This window comes from Luteibacter rhizovicinus DSM 16549 (assembly GCF_001887595.1).
In the GTDB taxonomy this organism is placed as follows: domain Bacteria; phylum Pseudomonadota; class Gammaproteobacteria; order Xanthomonadales; family Rhodanobacteraceae; genus Luteibacter; species Luteibacter rhizovicinus.
The window spans coordinates 883516-903627 of the sequence record NZ_CP017480.1 but is presented as its reverse complement, the minus strand read 5'-3'; the positions used below and the strand labels follow the sequence as shown (position 1 = coordinate 903627).

Genomic DNA, 20112 nt, shown 5'->3' with positions numbered 1-20112 from the left:
CCCCTACCTTCGCACCAGACCCATGACTGATGTCATCACCCTAGGCTGGCGCGAACGGCTTGCACTTCCGTCGCTCGGCATCCCTGTCCTCAAGGCCAAGCTCGATACGGGCGCGCGCTCGTCGTCGCTGCACGTCGAATGGCTCGAGGCTGACGAGCGCGCGGATGGCACCTGGCTGCGCTTCCAGGTGCGTACGACCCGCCGGGGCGGCATATCGGCGCCATGCGAGGCCAGGGCCATCGGCCAGCGTACCGTGACAGACTCTGGTGGCCACGCGACCACGCGCTGGTTCATCCAGACCGAGATCGAGCTGGCCGGGCAGTCGTTCCTCGCCGAAGTGAACCTGACCGACCGGCGGCACATGCTCTTTCCCCTTTTGCTCGGCCGGACGGCGCTGATCGGGCGCTTCCAGGTCGATCCCTCGCTTTCCTATTCACAGACAGCGCGCCGCGCCGTCCGGGAACCCACATGAAGATCGCCATCCTGTCGCGTAACGCGCGGCTGTATTCCACGCAGCGACTGGTGGAGGCGGCGCGCAAGCGCAAGCACACCGTGCGTGTGATCGATCCGCTGCGCTGCTACATGAGCATCGCGCCGCAAATGTTTGCGATCCACTTCAAGGGCAAGCCGCTCGGGCCCATCGACTGCGTGATTCCGCGCATCGGTGCCTCCAGCACCTTCTACGGCACGGCCGTGCTTCGCCAGCTGGAGTTGATGGGGGTGTTCACGCCCAACCCGTCCGATGCCGTCCTGCGCGCCAGGGACAAGCTGCGCAGCCTGCAGATGCTGGCCGTGAAGGGCGTGGACATGCCACTCACTGCCTTCGGCGACAACCCCGACGACACCTCCGACCTGCTCGCGATGCTGGGCGACCCGCCGCACATCATCAAGTTGAATGAGGGCACCCAGGGTGCCGGCGTGGTACTTGCCGAGAAGCGCTCGGCCTCGCAGAGCGTGATCGAGGCCTTCCGCGGCCTCTACGCCAACTTCCTCGTCCAGGAGTTCATCCGCGAGGCCAACGGCAGCGACCTGCGCTGTTTCGTGGTCGGCGACCAGGTCGTGGCGGCCATGCAGCGCTCCTCGGCGCCGGGCGAGTTCCGCGCCAACCTGCACCGGGGCGGTTCGGCCGCTTCGGTCGAGCTCTCCGACGACGAGCGCCGGGTGGCCATCCAGGCCGCCTCGGCCCTGGGCCTGGAAGTGGCCGGCGTGGACCTCCTGCGGTCGTCCCGAGGCCCCCTGTTACTGGAAGTGAATGCCTCGCCGGGCCTGGAGGGGATCGAAGGCAGCACCGGTGTGGACGTCGCCGACGCCATCATCGCCCACTGCGAAAGCCGGCTTGCCGCGCGACCCGTGCTCGCCAAGGCTCGCCGCCCAAGGGCCCCGAAGGGATTAACAGCGATTTAAACGGGCCTCGCCTATAAAGGTGGCACTGTGATTCCGCGACGCGGGGTGACGGTATCGGGGCAGTAGTTCTTTCGGCCCGGGCGGTTTTCCGTCCGGGCCTCTCTTTTACTGCTGTCCGCTTCACGGATTCGGCGTTAAGCTTCCGGTCGCAATACTGATAAGACTCACCCGCGACCGCACAATGGAGTGCCGAATGCGCGTTCTGGTCATCGAAGACAACACCGACATCGCGACGAACATCGGGGATTACCTCGAGGATCGCGGCCATGTGGTCGATTTCGCCGGCGACGGCGTTACCGGGCTACACCTGGCTGTCGTACACGATTTCGACGTCATCGTGCTCGACCTGACCCTACCGGGTATGGACGGGCTGGATGTCGCGAAGAAACTCCGCCACGAGGCGCACAAGCAGACGCCGGTGCTGATGCTCACGGCGCGCGACTCGCTGGAACACAAGCTCACCGGCTTCGAGTCCGGCGCCGACGACTACATGACCAAACCTTTCGCCTTGCAGGAACTGGCGGCGCGGCTGGAAGTGCTGGCGCGTCGCGGCAAGGGTCCGCAGAGCCGTGTGCTCAAGGTGGGCGGGCTGACCTACAACCTCGATACGCTCACCGTGAGCCGCGAGGGCAAGTCCATCCAGCTCAACCCGATCGGCCTGAAGCTGTTGCAGGCGCTGATGGAGGCCAGCCCGTCCGTGGTGACGCGGCAGGATCTCGAACAGCGCGTGTGGGGCGAGGAGCTGCCGGATTCGGACTCCTTGCGCGTACACATCCACGGGCTGCGTGCGGCCATCGACAAACCTTTCGAGAAGCTGCTGATTCACACGCGTCACGGCATCGGATATCGCATGGTCGATCCGGATGCGGTCCAGACGTAAGCTTCGTTTTCGCCTGATAGTCACCTTTACGCTGTTCGGCTTCAGCCTGAGCGCTCTTTTCGCATACGCGGCGATCAACATCCGTGAACGCGTCGAAGAGCAGCTGATCAATTCGGCCATGCAGGACGAGGTCGATTCGATCAACGAGAAGGTGCTCGCCAATCCCAATCAGGCGCCGCCCATCGAGATTGTGAAGGGCGCGACCTTCAGCGACCGGACGATCTACAAGGCGCCGCTCACGTGGCAGCCGCTCGACACCGGCGTGCACGATATCTACGAGACGGGCAAGGATGGCCGTGCCCACCATTACAAGGTGGCGGTGCGACGGAAGGGCGGCATCATCAACTTCCTCCAGTTCGACGTCTCGCGCGACGAACTGGGCAAACGCCAGCTGATCACCAGCGTCATCGCGGCCGTGTTCCTGTTCGGGCTGTTCTCGCTCGTGCTCGGCGTCTGGCTGTCCTCGCGCGTGCTGCGTCCCGTGACCGACCTCGCACGCCGCCTGCGCGACTTCCGCCGCGTCGGCAAAGCCGAGGCACTCGCTCCCCACTTTGCCGACGATGAAGTCGGCGAACTCGCTGTGGCGCTGGACGAATACGCGATGCGACTGACCTCGGTGGTCGAGCGCGATCGTGAATTCAATTCCGACGTGAGTCACGAACTGCGCACGCCGCTGGCGGTGATCGCCAGCACGACGGAACTGCTGCAGGGTTCGCCCGACCTGACCGACAAGGTGCGCGAGCGACTCAAGCGCATCGAGCGCGCCTCGCGCCAGGCGACCGAGCTGATCGAAGCCCTGCTGTTGTTGTCCCGCGCGGAGCGTCGCGGCCCCACGCGTGGCGAAACCACCGACGTGGCCAAGGTCGCTTCGGACGTGATCGAAAGCCAGCGCCCGCAGATGGGTGGCAAGCCGATCGAGATCGAACTGATCTCCGATGGCACGGTAACGGTCAATGCACCTGCATCGGTGCTTTCGGTTGCCCTTACCAACCTCATCGGCAACGCGATCAAGTACACGATGGAAGGCAAGGTCACCGTGCGCGTGCTCGACGGCCGCGTGGACGTGATCGATACAGGTCCGGGTATCAAGCCGGAGGATGCCGAGAAGCTGTTCCAGCGCGGCATTCGCGGCGAGAGCGCTACCGGCGGTGGTGCCGGACTCGGCCTTGCGATCGTGCGTCGCCTGTGCGAACTCTACGACTGGGATGTCTCCCTGCGGCCGCGTGCCGACATGGCTGGCGCGATTTCCACGATCGACTTCCGTTGATCGAAGGACGGCCATCCAGCCGTCCTGTCACATAAGCTGTCACTAAGCTGCCATTTTCCTGCACGACTATCCGAGGCTTCCACGGCGCGTGATGGACAGCCTCAGGGGAGGTGTGTCGCGACGCGTCCGCGAGTGTAAGGATGCAGCCCCTTGTTCAAGCAGACCGTTCTGGCCATCGCCCTCGGCATGGCCCTTTCTTCCGTCGCCTACGCGAATGACATCGCTACCAGTCCGATCGTCCCGCCCGACCTGTCCTCCGGCACCACCAAGCACGACAAGGTGCAGGATCTCGACGCGGTTTCCGTGATCGGTACCGGTGAAACGCGTCAGGTTCAGCGCCTGCGTCCGTCGGACCAGAAGGCCTTGCCGCCAGGAACGAGTCTTCAGAAGGTTCTCAACACGCTGCCGGGTGTCAACGCGCAGTCGGTCGATGCACTGGGCACCAACGAACAATCGATGACGCTCAGCCTGCGCGGCTTCAGCGGCACGCGTCTGGGCTACACGCTCGACGGCATGCCACTGGGCGACAGCGCATACAACAACTACAACGGTCTTTCGATCAACCGCGCGCTGATCTCCGAAAACTTCGCCGGTGCGGAGCTTTCCGAAGGCATCGGCAACCTGGGTACCCCGTCCACCAGCAACCTCGGTGGCACCATCGCCTACACCTCGAACGACCCGTCGAAGACGATGGGTGGTCGCGTCTCGCAGACGCTCGGTAGCGATGCCAACCGCCGCACGTACGCGCGCTTCGATACGGGCGAGTACAACGGCTTTTCGATGTACCTGTCCGGCGCCAAGACCACGTCCGATCTGTGGAACGATCAGACGGCTTACAACGGCTCGACCACGAAGCAGTTCAACGGCAAGGCCGTGTGGGATCTCGACTGGGCGCGCTTCACCGGTTTTGCGGACACCTCACGCACGTCACAGGCGGACTACTTCTACCTGTCGAAGAGTGAACTGGCGCGCGGCCTCGGATGGGACTGGGGTGGCTCCGCGCCTAACTGGCAGAAAGCGATCGGCAAGGCGTATTGCAACGCCGGCACGCTCAATACGAAGTTGTGCGACAAGAGCGGCGCGGACACCGATGCGGACGGCGCTTTCACCGCCGGCCAGATCCTGCGCAACGACGATCTCTACTATCTCGCCGGCGATTTCTTCCCGAGCGACTCGGTCACGATCCACGCGCAGGTCTATCACCACGAAGACGCGGGCGAAGGCCATAACTGGAACAGTGGCACGTATTCGTACCCGGGTACCCCGCAACAGCTGCCGATCATCTTCCGGAACACGCTGTACACGATCAATCGCTCGGGCGCGATCCTCTCCGCAGGTTGGGATATCGCCAACCAGCACATCGAAGGCGGCGTCTGGTACGAGCACAATGTGTCTACGGCATCGCGGTACAGCAGCTACGTCACCGGCCCGCGCGATCTCAGCGGTCCGATCGACGCGACGCCGGATCTCGGTGTGTTCGACCAGCGCACGGTTTGGAATACGCGCCAAGCCTTCCTTCAGGACACGCTGCGCTTCCTCGACGATACGCTGACGATCGACGTAGGGGTGAAGAGCCCGCACGTCACGTCGCGTGCGCAGGCACTGCCTGGCGACGCGGTGAAGCCGATTCCCGCCAATTCGAACAACCAGTTCGCCACAGGCTCGCTCAGCGCGAGCAAGGCGTTGCTGCCGCAGTTCGGTGCGCGCTACAAGCTCGCCGAAGGTCAGGAAGTTTTCACCAGCTTCTCCAAGAACATCGCCATGTTCCAGGGTGGGTTCAAGCTGGGGCCGCAGGCTGTCGCGCAGTCGATCTGGAACACACAGGGTGACCTCAAGCCCGAGAAATCGCGCAGCCTCGAAGCCGGCTACCGCATCGAGACGGACCAGGTGGCCGCCTCCGTGGCGGCGTACAACGTGCGTTTCGACAATCGTCTGCTGCAGTACAACCCCTGCGACTCGCGCCAGCCGGTCGGTCCCAGCTGCGGTAACCGCTTCTACAACGTCGGTGGCGTCAACAGCCACGGTGTCGAACTGACCTTCGTCTGGCAGCCGACCAGTCACCTGCGCTGGTACAACTCCGCCTCGTTCAATCGCTCGACCTACGCGAGCGATTACGTCCAGGCCGGCGTCGTGCAGCACACCAGCGGCAAGATCCAGACCGATACGCCGACCAAGCTGTTCGCGACGCAGATCGACTGGACGCAGGGTCCGTGGTTCGCCTCGCTGCGCGGCAAGTACACCGGCAAGCGTTATTACACGTACACGAACGACCAGGGCTTCGGTGGATTCACGACGTGGGACGTGTCGGGCGGTTATGACTTCGGCGCACTGTCGATCGCGAAGGATGTGCGTCTTTCGGTGAACGTGACCAACCTCACCGACAAGCGCTACGCCAGCAACTTCGATTCCAGCGCATTCGTTCCGAGCGATCCGGCCGGTACGGCGTACGTCTTTCACGCCTCGGCACCGCTGCAGGTCTTCGGCACGCTGGACGTGCGCTTCTGATGGGCCGCCGCATCGTCGGTCTGGGCTTGACGCTACTCCTTGGCGGCGCTTCGGCGCAGACCGTCGATGTTCGCGTGGCGGATATCGCCACCGCTCCGCTGCCGCGTTCCGTGGATCTCGGCGGCAAGACGTACGTCGATCACGGCTTGGTGGCCGCGGGCTCCTTGCCCGCGGGGACGATCGACTTCCTTGGCGACACCCTGGGGTCGTTTTCGTCGCTGATGATCGAGCCGGGTAGCTGGAAGCGGGAAGGGGATACGTATACGGGTGTCCTGTGGACCTTGCCCGATCGCGGACGCAACGATCCCGAGCACAATGTGTTCTTCGATTACCGGGGGCGGTTGCACCGTTTTCGGTTCAGCATGAACGTGGCCTCGGCGCAATCTTCTTTCGCCGCTGAAGCGGCTCCCACAGGGGGCATGGTGTCGCTTGTGGTGGATGGTGGGCGCGAGCTGCGTGATTTCGACGGGAGGCCGTTTACCGGTGCGGAGCCCGCGCAGGGGGTGCGCAAGGAGCGTGGCATCGTGCTGCCTTCGCCGGCGAGTGGGATCGGTGCGGGCAAGGTGTCGCTGGATGCGGAGTCGTTGCAGTTCACCCGTGACGGTGGCTTCTATGTAGGCGACGAATACGCGGCCAACGTGTATCGCTTCGATGCGAAGGGCAGGCTCACGGGTACCGTCGTACCGCCGAAGGCCGTTCGTCCGCTGGATGCCGCGGGCAAGCCGGACTTCACCTCACTGAGGCCTCCGGCCACCGGTCGGCGCAACAACCAGGGTGTCGAAGGCATGGCGTTGTCGCCGGACGGCACGCGTCTGTTCGTGGCGTTGCAGAGTGCGCTGATCCAGGACACCGCGCCCGGCGATGCATCCGGACGGGTGCTTACCCGTGTGCTGGTGTATGACGTGAGTCGCGACGCCGCGCCGAAACGACCTGTCGGTCACTACGTGGTTCGTCTGCCGGCTTATAACGATCTGGGCAATGGCGTCGCGCCGAACAAGACGGCCGCGCAAAGCGAGATCCGCGTCCTCGATAACCACACCTTCCTGATGCTGGCGCGTGATGGCAATGGCCTTGGCGCGGACGGCGGCAAACCCTTCGTCTACAAAAGCGTGTTGCTGGTCGATATCGACCGAGCAAGCAACCTGGCGGGAACCGTTTACGAAACATCGACCACGTCGGTACTGGGAAGCGATGGACGGCTGCGTAGCGATATCCACGCCGCCGCGTGGAAGCCGCTGGTGAATCTCCTGGACCCGACCGACCTTGCGCGATTCGGTCTTGGTCTCGACGCCGACGGAAAGGGCACGACCCCGTTGTCGGAGAAGTGGGAGGCCATGGATCTCGTTCCCGTGCTCGATCCGGAGCGCCCTGACGACTGGTTCCTCTTGGTCGGCAACGACAACGACTTCATCGCGAAGCACTGCGTCATGGATGGCCAGAACTGCGATTCCACCATCGACAACGATAACCGCATCCTCGTGTACCGGCTGACTTTGCCGGGCATGCGTTCCACCGCCGCCTCCAACCATCGATAAAGGGTTATGCGCATGATGAAACGTACGGTTCTTTCGCTACTATCGGCGACGCTCATGCTGGGTTCGGTCGCCAGTCACGCCAACTCACCGGCCTACGTCGACAGCAAGGAATACAAGGTGCTGGTCGACCCGACGCGCTTTGCCAGCAATCCGTCGAGCGCTGCCGCCACCTTGCTGACGAATCTCTCGGCGCGTCTGTCGACCCTGGGTTTCGATAAGACGATCACCGGCAACTTCGCCGCCGGCGATCGCGACACGCTGGCTTATTACGATACGCCGGGCACCTGTCCGTTGAACAAGCGCGGTTACTCGGTGCGCACGCGTGCGGGCGACGATACGGATATCCAGTTCAAGTTCCGTCACGCCGACGAAGAGCTGTCGTACTGGACGGACGTCTCGGGTGCGGGCAAGAACAAGGAAACCAAGCTCGAGACTGACGTGACGCCGGGTAACCTGGTGCTCGCGCATTCGACCAAGCAGGATGCGACCACCACGCCGACCACGGTCGCGGCACTGATCAAGCTGTTTCCGGGGGCATCCGCGCTGTCCGATGTGTCGACATCGTCGTTGTCGAAGGTCGCGGGTGTGACAGTGACCCAACAGGAGTACGACGGTCCGGTGTCCGACATCGGTGAGTCGGTGGCGGAGTTCACACTGACCCTGTGGTACATCGATGGCGCGGCCACGCCGGCGCTGGCCGAACTGTCGTTCCGCGTCGACGCGGATGCGGATAAGTACTTCACCACGCCCGTGCTCACGCGCTCGCAGACGTTGAATACGGCGATCGGCTCGATCGGCAATGGCTGGAATATCGCCAATGACGGCGGGAAGACGAGCTGGCTTTATGCCTATCGGTCGTCTTCGTATCCGAGTGGGTTTTGTAACTAAGCAGCGTTAAGAGCATCGCCGCTGAAGCGGCTCCCACAGAAGCACGGGTTCTCCCTGTGGGAGCCGCTTCGTGTGGGAGCCGATTCATCGGCGATTGCTTCAAGGACTCAGAGTGCTTCGAGCCAGCCCCAGCGGTCGGCGGTCTTGCCACTGAACAGGCCGAAGTACAGCTCCTGCAGGCGACGGGTGATCGTGCCGCCCTTGCCGTTGCCGATCTGCTTGCCGTCGACCGCACGGATCGGGGTCACTTCCGCCGCGGTGCCGCACATCAGGATCTCGTCGGCGAGGTACAGGTACTCACGCGGCAGGTCACGCTCGACTACCTCGATGCCGTCCTCGCGGGCGAGGGTCATCAGGGTGTGCCGGGTGATGCCGGTGAGGATCGACGCGCTGGCCGGCGGGGTGTGCAGCACGCCGTCGAAGACCAGGAACAGGTTCTCGCCGGCGCCTTCGCTGAGCAGGCCGGTCGAGGCCAGGGCGATGCCTTCGCCGAAGCCGAGGCGACGCGCTTCACGCGCAATCAGCTGACCGGAAAGGTAGTTGCCGCCGGCCTTGGCGCCGGCCGGAATCGTGTTCGGCGCGAAGCGCTGCCAGCTCGACACGCAGGCGTCGATACCGTTTTCCAGTGCCTCGGGACCGAGGTAGGGGCCCATCGGCCACGTGGCGACGGCCACGTCGGTGGGGCATTCCGCGGAGAGGCCGAAGCCACCCAGGCCGCGGAAGGCGACGGGGCGCAGGTAGGCTGCCTTGAGGTCGTTCTTCTTGACCACGTCGCGGCAGGCCGCGGCGAGTTCGTCGATCGAGTACGGGATCTCGATGTCGTAGATCTTGGCCGACATGTACAGGCGCTTGAGGTGGTCGGTGAGGCGGAAGATGGCCGCGCCGTCAGGCGTCTCATAGCTGCGGATACCCTCGAACACCGAGGATCCGTAGTGCAGCGCATGTGCCATCACGTGGACGGTGGCATCGCGCCAGGGCTTGATCTGCCCGTTCTGCCAGATCCAATCGGGGTAGTTCTGCATGGGTACGCTCTCCTGGGGACCGCCCATGATAACGCGCAGTACGGCCCCTGCCATGGCGCAACGCGTCAGGCCGGCGGGCGGAGCCAGAGACAGCCCGAGTCACGCACCACGCTGAAGTGGGCGCGCCGGGTCGCGGCGTCGTTCCCGGGGCGGGCGGTGACGGCGTCGAGCCCCCCGGCTTCGTTGCCCTCCACCGCCAGCAGGGACTGGTGGACCAGCTCGTTCATGTTCCGGATGTTCTCGATCGCGCCGCCGCTGCCGTAGCCGCTCCAGAGGATCAGCCCGCCGATGCGGTTGGCGTCGCGGTTGGCGAAGGCCTGGGCGATGCCCTCGCGAAGCCCGGCCACGTCCTTCGCACACAGGAGCCCGGTGTTAGGACCAGTGGGCGTATCGACGGCCGTGGAGCTCGCGGCGGCCGGCGCGGGCGGCATGATCGACGTGGCGCCAATGCTGGTGCACTGCTGATCGGAGAACACGGGGCGGCCGTCCGTGCCGATGCAACGGTGGATCGTCGTCTGCGCGGCGGCAGGGACGGCGATCAGGAGCAGGAGCAGGAGCAGGGCGAGGGCGCGATACACGGTGGCGGCACGAGTGGGGGCGGTGCGCCATCATCCGCGTACGCGCTTCAGCGGAGAGTGACGGCGCGCACGTTTAGCGCGCCGCGAGACGCTCCAGCACGTTGATCGTGGCCTTGGCCCGATTGATCGTATAGAAGTGCAGGCCGGGCGCGCCGCCGTCGAGCAGGCGCTGGCAGAGTTCGGCCACCACCTCGGCGCCGAGGTCGCGTACGGCGGCCGCATCGTCGCCGTGTGCCTGCATGCGCTTGACGATCCAGCGGGGGATCTCCGCGCCGCACTGCTCCGAGAAGCGGCGCAACTGGCTGAAGTTCGCGATCGGCATGATGCCGGGCACGATCGGGATGTTCACGCCGAGCCGGGTCACGTCGTCGACGAAGCGGAAATACGCATCCGGATTGAAGAAGTACTGGGTGATCGCACCGTCGGCGCCGGCGTCGACCTTGGCCTTGAAGTGGCGCAGGTCGACCAGCGCGTTCTCGGCCTGCGGATGGGTTTCTGGATACGCGGCGACTTCGATATGGAAATGGTTGCCGCTGTGCTCGCGGATGAAGCTGACCAGCTCCGCCGCGTAGCGGAAGTCACCCGGCGAAGCCATGCCCGAGGGCAGGTCGCCGCGCAGGGCGACGATGCGCCGGCACTCGGTGGCCTTGTAGAGGTCGAGCAGGGCGGCGATCTCGGCCCGCGTGCCGCCCATGCAGGAAAGATGCGGCGCGACCGACAGGCCGTGGTCGGCACGCAACCGTTTCACCGTTTCGTCGGTGTAGCTCAGTGTCGAGCCGCCAGCGCCGAAGGTGACCGAGACATAGTCCGGCGCGTGTTTCTTCAACCGGCCGACGGTGGCGTCGAGCTGGGCACGCTGCTCGTCGGTCTTGGGCGGGAAGAACTCGAAACTGATAGCGGGCATGGGCACGGTTCCCGGAGCGATGTCCGGAGTATATATCTTTCCATCGAGATGGAAAGATGGCCAAATCGATAACCCTTGCGACCTGCCCGATGAAGCCCTGAGTATCGGGTCTCCCGACTTGCCGAACGGACTTCACATGCTCATTGTTCTGGCCGCCGTGGCGCTCGCCGAGCGAGGAAAAGGGATCATGGTCGAACGATCCTCCTGGGGAAGGGTGAAGCCCTGGCGCCGCAACCAGCCTCCGGCGTTACTCCCCTCGCCCGCGACTTATCCAGCCAACGACGAGTGACAACGTCGCCGCGACGAATGGCGGCACGGCGTGCGCGTATTCGCCACGAATGACGACGGTCGCGAGTGCGGCACACATGACGGTGCCACCAAGCAACGCACCTGACAGGCGAGTCGGTTTCCAGGAAAGAAGAAGGGCGGTGGTGAGTTCCATCGTTCCGGTGAAGAAATGGAACCAGGGCGGATAACCCCATTTCAGGTATTCCTCGTAGATCGATCCCGGAGCGACGATGTTGCTCAGGGAACCGGCGACGAAGAAAGCCGCAAGCGCGAAGGGCAGGGCGTCGCGCCACGAAATGTTAGGCATGGATCCGGGTGACCCTTTGAGCCGATGCGAAGACGTCGCGAGCGGACGTCGTGGCCGGCACGTGCTCCGTACCCGCGACCCCGAGGTCCATCCCTCCCGCATTGACGGCCCCGTACATGGTTTCCGCAGGGCCAGACTTACCCTTCGGGATGCCGAACTGCTCGAATGTATCCGGCCAGTCGGCGCGCGGGACGGCAACGGCCTTCACGTCGCGCTTCATCACTTCGCTCAGCTGCGCCGCCACATCATCTGCGCTCACCATGGAGCCGAGTTCGATGGTCCTATGGCCCCGCCACGCCGGCCCGCTGAGAAGCGATGCGATCTCGGCGCCGATGTCGTCGGTCGCAACCATGGTCGATTTCCGATGCGTCGGATCGTTGAAGACGGGCAACGCGCCACCTTGGGCGACGTGCAAGCCGTAAAGGAAGTTTTCAAAGAATCCGCCGGCTCGCGCAAAGGCAATCGGCAGGGTCAGCTCGCGAAAAGCCTGTTCCATAAGCGACAAGGCCGTGATCAGGCCCATCCCGCTGGTTCGGTCCGCGCCCATCGACGACAGCGCGACGACCCGCGGCACCGGCGCCTTGCTGAGCGCCTGGACATACGTCGCGATGACACCCTTGGCTTCCCTGAAATCCGGCGAGGGGGCCCAGATGGGAGGCAGCATGACAAACGCCCCGTCGACGCCCCTGAGTGCCCGCTCGATGGAGGCTGCATCGTTCCAGTCCCCGTCCACCAACTCGACGCCCTGGTCGACCCAGCTTGCTGCCTTCGCACGGTCGCGAACCAGCGCGCGCACCTTCCTGCCTTGTGCGAGCAAGTGACTTGCCGCTGCACCGCCCACTTTTCCCGTGATTCCCATGACCAAGAACATGTGTGTTCGCCTCGAGTGGTTTGACGATCCACGGTAGCCCGTGCGCTATTATTCGAATATGGGGCTCATTCGGAACGGGTCGTGTAGATGAACTTAACAATCGCCCGAACCCATCTGGACGGGATGGTCACGTTCCTGACGGTGGCGGAGTACCGAGGCTTTCGGGCCGCAGCGAGGCATCTGGGCATCACACCTTCGGCGGTCAGCCAAGCCATACGTGGTCTGGAAGAAAGGATTGGCGCACCGCTCTTCTCCCGTACGACACGAAGCGTCAGGCTGACCGAAGCGGGCGAACGGCTGCTTGCCCATGCACGTCCGGCAGTCGACATGCTCACCGCAGGATTGGACGCCGCGAGCGGCCTGGGTGGCGAGATTACGGGTCGCCTGCGCATCAATATGCCCAGGCCCATCGTGCCGTTGCTGGTGAATCGCTTGCTGCCGGGCTTTCTCGACGCTCACCCCAATGTTGAACTCGAACTCGTCGGCGACGACCGCCCCATTGATATCGTCGAAGAAGGATTCGACGCGGGAATACGACTGGGAAACTTCATCCAGATCGACATGGTCGCAATGTGGCTAACGCCACCGGAGCGCTTCGTTGTCGTCGGCTCCCCTGCGTTCTTCAGGGAGCACGGCCGGCCGGCATCCCCGTACGATTTGCAGAACTTCCGTTGCATCCTGCTTCGTCAATCCGTGCGAGCTCTCGATCATTGGCAATTTGTCGTCGATGGTAAGCGCATCACAGTGGGTGTAGCCGGGCCTCTCGTGATCAACGATGTCGACGGCTGCGTTCGCTCAGCGCTGAGAGGTGTCGGACTCTTCCAGCTGCCGCACTCGATTGTGATGTCGCATCTTGAACGTGGCGATCTGCAGACCGTGCTCGAGCCTTATTATGAAGAGGTTCCCGGTCTCTCTCTTTACTATCCGAGTCGAAGTCAGTCACTGCCGAAGCTTCGCGCATTTGTCGATTTCGCCACCCGGCAAATGCGACGACCCTTCAGGCCGGACGATTACTTGCCGACGACCGCGCCGTAGGGTGCGGGCCGTACAGACGTGTCCTCGCGAAAGCGGGACAGGCATCGAGAAAAAGCCTCGCCAACGAAAAAGGCGCCCCCGAAGGGGCGCCTTTCCGGTATCACGATGACGCGATCGATCAGTAGCGGTAGTGGTCCGGCTTGTACGGGCCTTCGACCGGCACGCCGATGTAGTCGGCCTGGTCCTTGGTCAGCACGGTCAGCTTCACGCCGATCTGTGCCAGGTGCAGGCGGGCGACTTCTTCGTCGAGCTTCTTCGGCAGGCGGTAGACCGTCTTCTCGTACTTGTCCTTGTTGGCCCACAGGTCGAGCTGCGCAAGAGTCTGGTTGGAGAAGCTGTTCGACATGACGAAGCTCGGGTGGCCATGGGCGCAACCGAGGTTCACCAGGCGGCCTTCGGCCAGCATGTAGATGGCGTTGCCCTTGGCGAAGGTGTAACGGTCGACCTGCGGCTTGATCGTCTCGCGGGTGACGTCCTTGGCGCCGTTGAGGCGATCCATCTGGATCTCGTTGTCGAAGTGGCCGATGTTGCAGACCAGGGCGTTGTTCTTCATCGCCGCCATGTGCTCGAGCGTGATGATGTCCTTGTTGCCCGTGGTGGTGACGTAGATGTCGCCGAGGCCGAGGGTCTCTTCGATCGTGGTGACCTGGAAGCCTTCCATCGCGGCCTGCAGGGCGTTGATCGGATCGATTTCGGTGACGATCACGCGGGCGCCGAAGCCCTTGAGCGAATGCGCGCAACCCTTGCCCACGTCGCCGTAACCGCAGACGACGGCAACCTTGCCGGCGACCATGAGATCGGTCGCGCGCTTGATGCCGTCGGCCAGCGACTCACGGCAACCGTAGAGGTTGTCGAACTTGCTCTTGGTCACCGAGTCGTTGACGTTGATGGCCGGGACCAGCAGCTTGCCGGCTTCGGCGAGCTGGTAAAGGCGATGCACACCGGTGGTGGTCTCTTCGGAGACACCGCGCCATTCGGCGGCGACCTTCTTGAACCAGCCCGGACGGGCGGCGGCGGTGCGCTTGACCAGGTCCTTGATGACCTGCTCTTCGTGGTTGCCGCTGGGCGTGTTGACCCAGTCGCTGCCGTCTTCGAGTTCGACACCCTTGTGGATGAACAGGGTGGCGTCGCCACCGTCGTCGACGATCAGCTGCGGGCCGAGTTCGCCCGGGTGGGTCAGCATGTCGAGCGTGCAGTCCCAATACTCTTCCAGCGACTCGCCCTTCCAGGCGAACACCGGCAGTTCGCCCTCGGCGAGCGCCGCGGCGACGTCGTCCTGGGTCGAGAAGATGTTGCACGACGCCCAGCGGACCGAGGCGCCCAGCTCACGCAGGGTTTCGGCGAGGACGGCGGTTTCCTTGGTCACATGCAGCGAGCCGGAGAGGCGCACGCCCTGGAGCGGCTTCTCTTTGGCGTAGCGGGCGCGGATCTGCATCAGGCCCGGCATTTCTTCTTCGGCCATGCGGATGCGGCGGCGACCGAGGGCGGCCTGCGTGATATCGCGGACCTTGAAGTCCTGGAAAGCGGTGTCTTTGGTGACGGCGTTCATGGGGCGTAGCTCCGATTGGTTACGGGGGCGCCGTTGTACAGGAGGCCGCGCCGAGCCTGGCCTATGGGAGACCCCATGGTCGCAGCGCCCCTCGGCGGGCAAAACGGTCTCCCATTGTATCGCGGAATCCGGATGCAGGGATGAACACATCTTTTTCGGTACTCTCAGGGTTCCGACCACGACCAGAGAGCCTGATGGAAGTCGCACGCGATCCCGAATTCCTGCCCCACGACGGCCCCTTGCGCGAAGACGTGCGCCGTCTTGGCACCCTGGTCGGCCAGATGCTCGCCGAGCAGGGCGGCCAGGCCTTCTACGAGCGCGTCGAGCACGTGCGGACGACCGCGATCCACCGCCGGCGCAGTGGCGCGGCCGTGGACGCCCTGGCCGCGCCGCTCACCGGCCTGGAGGCTGCTGATGCCGAATCCCTGGCGCGCGCCTTCGCCACGTATTTCCAGGCGGTGAATACCGCCGAACGCGTCCACCGCATTCGTCGTCGCCGCGATTACCAGCGGGAAGGCGGGGCAGCCCAGCCCGAATCGCTCGCCGCGGTGCTCGGTCGCCTCAAGAAGGACGGGGTCGGTCGCGACGAACTCACGGCGCTGCTCGGCCGTCTCGATGTCGAGCCCGTGTTCACCGCGCATCCGACCGAGGCCGTGCGTCGTTCGCTGCTGGAGAAAGAGCAGGAGATCGTGCGTGCCCTGGTCGACGAGTTCGACCCGACGCGTACGCCGCAGGAGCTGCGCGACGACGACGCGCGCATCCTCATGGCGCTGTCCGCCGGCTGGCAGACCGCGGAGGCCTCGCCGGTGCGGCCGAGCGTGCAGGACGAGTTCGATCACGTCGGCTTCTACATCGCGCGACCGATCTACCGCGTGCTGCCGGCACTGTACGAGGCCCTCGAGCAGGCGCTTGCTGAAACCTACGGCGAAGGCATCACGATTCCGCGGCTGTTGCGGTTCGCGACCTGGGTCGGCGGTGACATGGACGGCAATCCCAACGTCAACGCGGAGACCATTGCGGCGACGCTGGGCGCGCAACGCTCGCTGGTTCTGGAACGTTATCTCGAGGACGTCGCGGAGCTGGGCCGATTGCTCAGCCAGACCGACGATCGGGTGGCGCTCGATGACCGGCTCGTTCGCCGGCTGGAGCGCTATCGCGAGGAACTTCCCGAAGCCGCGGCGGCCATTCGTCCGCGTCACGCCGATATGCCGTATCGCAGCTTCCTGAAATTCGTCGCCGCGCGGCTGGAGGCGACGTTGCAGGAGAAGCCGGCGGCTTACGCCGCGGCCGACGAATTCATTGACGACATCGCGCTGGTCGATACCAGCCTCGTCACCCATGGCGGCAAGCATGCCGGCGCCTATGCCGTCGGTCGCCTGCTTTGGCGTGCACGCACGTTCGGCTTCCATCTGGCCCGGCTGGACGTTCGCCAGGATGCGCGCGTGCATGACGAGGCCCTGTCCGCCTTGCTCGATGACGCGGAATTCGCGAACCACGACACGGCCGCGCGGGTGAAGGCACTACGCCCTTACGCCGCCGGAGAACGGAGTTTCGTCGCCGGTGACGATCACGAGGCCGCGACGATGCTGCGCGAGGTGTTCGCCACGCTGGCCGATTCGCGCACGCGCTACGGCCAGGAAGCCACGGGCCTCTACATCATCAGCATGGCCGAAAGCGCGGCCGACGTGCTCGCCGTGCTGGCGCTGGCCCGTCGCGGTGGCCTGGTCGAAGACGGCCGCGTGCCACTCGATGTCGCCCCGCTGTTCGAGACGATCGACGATCTCGCCGGCGGCGCCGAGACCTTGCAGGCACTGCTGGACGATCCCGTCTACCGCGAGCATCTGAAGGCCCGGGGCGATCGCCAGTGGGTGATGCTCGGCTATTCCGACAGCGGCAAGGACGGCGGCACGCTGGCGTCGAAGTGGAGCCTGCAGCGTGCCCAGGTCGACCTGCTCGAGGTGGCATCGAAGGCCGGCATCCGCGTCGCCTTTTTCCACGGTCGCGGTGGTTCAGCCAGCCGCGGCGGCTCGCGCATCACCCCGGCCCTCATGGCCTCGCCCCGTGGTTCCGTGGGCGGCGTGCTACGCGTGACCGAGCAGGGTGAAGTGATTCATCGCAAGTACGGCATTCGCGCTCTGGCCGTGCGTAACCTCGAGCAGACGCTTGGTGCGGTGATGCGTGCCTCGCTGCGCCCGCGCGAGGTCGACGTGCGCGAGCCGGCGTGGAAGGACACGATGGCCCGGCTTTCCGCGGAGAGTCGCACGGCGTACCGCGCGTTCGTCGACACCGAAGGCTTCGTCGATTATTTCCGTGGCGCCACGCCCATCGATGTCATCGAGCGCATGACGCTCGGTTCGCGTCCGGCACGTCGCCGCAGCATGAAAGGCGTGGAAGACCTCCGCGCGATTCCCTGGGTTTTTTCCTGGACGCAGTGCCGTGCCGTACTCACCGGCTGGTACGGGCTGGGCAGCGCGCTCGACGTCGTCGCGAAGGATTGCGGCGAGGAGCGCCTCGTGGAGATGGCGCGTGACTGGCCCTTCGTCTCGACCATGCTGGACGATGTGGAAATGGTCCTGGCGAAGGCCGATATCGACATCGCCGAAGCGTTCTCGAAGCTTGCGGGCCCGCTCCACGAGCGCTTCTTCCCGATGATCCGCGCCGAGTTCGAACGGACGGTGGCCTGGGTGCTCAAGCTGAAGGGCGCCGATGAACTGCTGGCCGGCGACCCTCGCCTGGCGACGTCGATCCGTCTGCGCAATCCGTACGTGGATCCGATGAGCCTGCTCCAGGTCGACCTGCTCAAGCGCTGGCGGGCGACGGACGGCAAGGACGACGCCTTGCTCAGCGCCCTGGTGGCCTGCGTCAACGGCGTATCGCAGGGCCTGCAGAACACGGGCTGAGCTATTTGCCATACAAAAGGTGAGGCGGCGCTGCATGCGCCGTCTCATCGGGCAAAGAGAATGCGCGCCAACGCCTAAAGTCTGCCGCCGCTCTGCCGAAAACGCCGGTGTAGGGGCACCCGCAAGCGGTGCCCGATGACCTGGCACAAGGCTCCGTATGAACAGCATTTTCCATCGCGCCGCAACGCGCAGCATGAGCGTGGGCGCGCGGCTTACCCTGCTCGTGGTCGGCATCGTGGCCCTTGGCGTCGCGGTACTGACCATCGTGGTGACCACCATGGTCTCGCGGGAGCTGGAGACGCGAGCCCGTGACGATCTCGAGCGAGGCAACCGGGCCATCATCGCCACGGTGAACACCTTCAGCGGCGCCTTGCTCGCCGAGTCGGATCGCTTCCTCAGCCTGTTCGAGAGCTATTACCCCGGCAGCTTCTCGGTGGACGACAAGCACCGCGTGATGATGGGTGGGCACACCGTTCCCACCCTGTTGCACGACGGCAAGGCGATCAATGGCGATTTCGCCCAGGTCGACGAGTTCTCCGCGCGTGCGCATGTCGTGGCGACCCTGTTCGTCCGCGACGGGCCGGACTTCATTCGGGTCAGCACGTCGCTGAAGAAGGAAGATGGCTCGCGTGCGGTCGGTACCTCCATCGACCATGCCCACCCGGCCTTTCCGCAGCTGTTGTCGAACAAGTCGTATGGCGGCCCCGCCGTCCTGTTCGATCGCCCGTACATCACCCGCTACGAGCCGATCCACGATGCATCCGGCAATGTCGTGGGCGCGTGGTTCGTCGGCGTCGAGATCGCCAGCGAGATGGCCAATCTCTCGCAGGAAATCGCCTCGATCCACATCGGCCAGAGCGGCTACTACTCCGTCGTCGATGCGAGCGCCGGCAAGCGCTACGGCACGTTCATCGTCGACCCGATGACGAAGGATGCCGTGGCCAGGGCCGATGGCGCCGCCCTGAAGGTGATGGACGTCGATGGCCAGCCGGTATTCGGTCGCATGCTGTCGGGCAAGCACGGCGAGTTGCGCTACCGCGCGAGCGTGGACGGCCGCACGGTGGATCGCCTGGCCATGTATGCCACCGATCCGGGCTGGAGCTGGTTGATCGCCGGCACGGTGGACATGGATGAACTCTACGGACCGGTGAGGCATCTGCGCATGGTGGCCATCGGTACGGCCATCGGCATGGTAGGCGTGCTTTGCCTGCTGCTCTTCATCGCGATCCGCGCGCGCATCACGCGGCCTCTGTCACATGCGGTCGAAGCTGCCCGGCGGTTGGCCGAGGGCGACCTCACGGCACGCCTGGAGACTACGCGCGGCGACGAGATCGGCCAGCTGATGCGTTCCATCGATGGCATCGGCGACGGCCTCGGCGACATCGCACGATCCGTGCGCAAGGCGGCGGCGAGCATGGCGGGAAGCACGTCGGAGATCGCCGCGGGCAATGCCGATCTCTCCACGCGCACCGAAACCCAGGCGCACGAATTACAGATGACGGCATCAAGCCTGGACGAGCTGACGCGCACCGTGCGCGACAACGCCGGCAATGCGGCGCGGGCCAGCACCCTGGCCGAGCACGCCAGCATCGCCGTGCAGCAGGAGGCAGGCGCCATGCAGGGCGCGGTCGAGGCAATGAACGGCATCCAGGCTTCGGCCCAGCGCATCGCCGACGTCATCGGCATCATCAACGGCATCGCGTTCCAGACCAATATCCTGGCGCTGAACGCGGCCGTCGAAGCCGCCCGCGCCGGTGAGCAGGGAAGGGGCTTCGCCGTGGTGGCTGAGGAGGTTCGCAACCTCGCCCAGCGCAGTGCGACGGCGGCGAAGGAGATCGAGTCGCTGATCACCGAGTCGGTGGAGCAGGTCGATGCCGGCCACGGCCTGGTGACCGAAGCGGGTCGCAACATGACGACCGTGCTCGGTCGCATTCGCGACGTGGCCGACCTGATGGGCAACATCAGCCGTGCGACAAACGATCAGTCCGAGCAGATCGGTCGGATCAACCACGCCGTGTCGCGCATGGACGATTCGACCCAGCAGAATTCGGCACTGGTCGAAGAGGCGGCTGCGGCGGCGAAGAGCCTGGAGGATCAGGCGGGCGAGCTGGCGCGGGTCGTGGAAGTGTTTCGGTTGTAGGAGCCGATTTATCGGCGATAGGGTGCTAGCGACACCCTG

16 protein-coding genes and 1 riboswitch are annotated in these 20112 nt (G+C 64.7%); of the genes, 10 read left to right on the top strand and 6 right to left on the bottom strand.

The window, feature by feature from the left end:
* The first annotated feature begins 22 nt into the window (after positions 1-22).
* The 7 genes from BJI69_RS04215 (at position 23) to BJI69_RS04185 (ending at position 8479) form a co-directional block, all read left to right on the top strand.
* The gene (locus tag BJI69_RS04215; RefSeq protein ID WP_046967843.1) at positions 23-472 is read left to right on the top strand and encodes an ATP-dependent zinc protease family protein; all 450 of its coding nucleotides are present in this window, start codon (positions 23-25) and stop codon (positions 470-472) included.
* Entirely contained in the window at positions 469-1404 is a 936-nt protein-coding gene (rimK, locus tag BJI69_RS04210; RefSeq protein ID WP_046967842.1) for a 30S ribosomal protein S6--L-glutamate ligase, read from the top strand. The genes BJI69_RS04215 and rimK overlap by 4 nt, the downstream gene beginning before the upstream one ends.
* Positions 1405-1597: 193 nt before the next feature.
* On the top strand, positions 1598-2284 hold the full coding sequence (locus BJI69_RS04205; RefSeq protein ID WP_046978015.1) for a response regulator transcription factor: 687 nt from the start codon (positions 1598-1600) through the stop codon (positions 2282-2284).
* A complete protein-coding gene (locus BJI69_RS04200; RefSeq protein WP_046967064.1) occupies positions 2268-3551 on the top strand; it encodes a sensor histidine kinase in 1284 nt (427 codons plus the stop codon). Before BJI69_RS04205 ends, BJI69_RS04200 begins: the two co-directional genes overlap by 17 nt.
* Before the next feature lie 186 nt (positions 3552-3737).
* Positions 3738-6056, top strand: a complete 2319-nt coding sequence (locus BJI69_RS04195) for a TonB-dependent receptor (protein ID WP_071925073.1) — start codon at positions 3738-3740, stop codon at positions 6054-6056.
* Positions 6056-7591 carry an esterase-like activity of phytase family protein gene (locus BJI69_RS04190; RefSeq protein ID WP_078023008.1) on the top strand — a complete coding sequence of 512 codons (1536 nt, stop codon included), beginning with the start codon at positions 6056-6058 and terminating at the stop codon, positions 7589-7591. The genes BJI69_RS04195 and BJI69_RS04190 overlap by 1 nt, the downstream gene beginning before the upstream one ends.
* Before the next feature lie 12 nt (positions 7592-7603).
* Positions 7604-8479: a hypothetical protein gene (locus BJI69_RS04185; protein WP_125902974.1), complete on the top strand. Its 876-nt coding sequence runs from the start codon at positions 7604-7606 to the stop codon at positions 8477-8479.
* 107 nt (positions 8480-8586) lie between these two features.
* Here BJI69_RS04185 and BJI69_RS04180 read toward each other — a convergent pair whose 3' ends face one another.
* The 5 genes from BJI69_RS04180 to BJI69_RS04160 all read right to left on the bottom strand — a co-directional run bounded on the left by BJI69_RS04180 (position 8587) and on the right by BJI69_RS04160 (position 12449).
* Positions 8587-9501 carry a branched-chain amino acid transaminase gene (locus BJI69_RS04180; protein WP_125902973.1) on the bottom strand — a complete coding sequence of 305 codons (915 nt, stop codon included), beginning with the start codon at positions 9499-9501 and terminating at the stop codon, positions 8587-8589.
* 65 nt (positions 9502-9566) lie between these two features.
* Entirely contained in the window at positions 9567-10079 is a 513-nt protein-coding gene (locus BJI69_RS04175) for a DUF4124 domain-containing protein (RefSeq protein ID WP_046967061.1), read from the bottom strand.
* Positions 10080-10152: 73 nt separating this feature from the next.
* Entirely contained in the window at positions 10153-10983 is an 831-nt protein-coding gene (gene metF, locus BJI69_RS04170; protein WP_046967060.1) for a methylenetetrahydrofolate reductase [NAD(P)H], read from the bottom strand.
* 247 nt (positions 10984-11230) lie between these two features.
* Positions 11231-11578 carry a DoxX family protein gene (locus BJI69_RS04165; RefSeq protein WP_046967059.1) on the bottom strand — a complete coding sequence of 116 codons (348 nt, stop codon included), beginning with the start codon at positions 11576-11578 and terminating at the stop codon, positions 11231-11233.
* A complete protein-coding gene (locus BJI69_RS04160) occupies positions 11571-12449 on the bottom strand; it encodes an NmrA family NAD(P)-binding protein (RefSeq protein ID WP_046967058.1) in 879 nt (292 codons plus the stop codon). The genes BJI69_RS04165 and BJI69_RS04160 overlap by 8 nt, the downstream gene beginning before the upstream one ends.
* Positions 12450-12536: 87 nt before the next feature.
* Between BJI69_RS04160 and BJI69_RS04155 the strand changes: the two genes are divergently transcribed.
* Entirely contained in the window at positions 12537-13484 is a 948-nt protein-coding gene (locus BJI69_RS04155) for a LysR family transcriptional regulator (protein WP_046967057.1), read from the top strand.
* A gap of 118 nt (positions 13485-13602) precedes the next feature.
* Here BJI69_RS04155 and ahcY read toward each other — a convergent pair whose 3' ends face one another.
* Entirely contained in the window at positions 13603-15033 is a 1431-nt protein-coding gene (ahcY, locus tag BJI69_RS04150; RefSeq protein WP_046967056.1) for an adenosylhomocysteinase, read from the bottom strand.
* Between the two features lie 18 nt (positions 15034-15051).
* Positions 15052-15132, bottom strand: a riboswitch (S-adenosyl-L-homocysteine riboswitch).
* Positions 15133-15227: 95 nt separating this feature from the next.
* Here ahcY and ppc point away from each other — a divergent pair.
* Entirely contained in the window at positions 15228-17933 is a 2706-nt protein-coding gene (ppc, locus tag BJI69_RS04145) for a phosphoenolpyruvate carboxylase (RefSeq protein ID WP_046967055.1), read from the top strand.
* Between the two features lie 157 nt (positions 17934-18090).
* Entirely contained in the window at positions 18091-20073 is a 1983-nt protein-coding gene (locus BJI69_RS04140) for a methyl-accepting chemotaxis protein (protein ID WP_046967054.1), read from the top strand.
* Positions 20074-20112 lie beyond the last annotated feature (39 nt).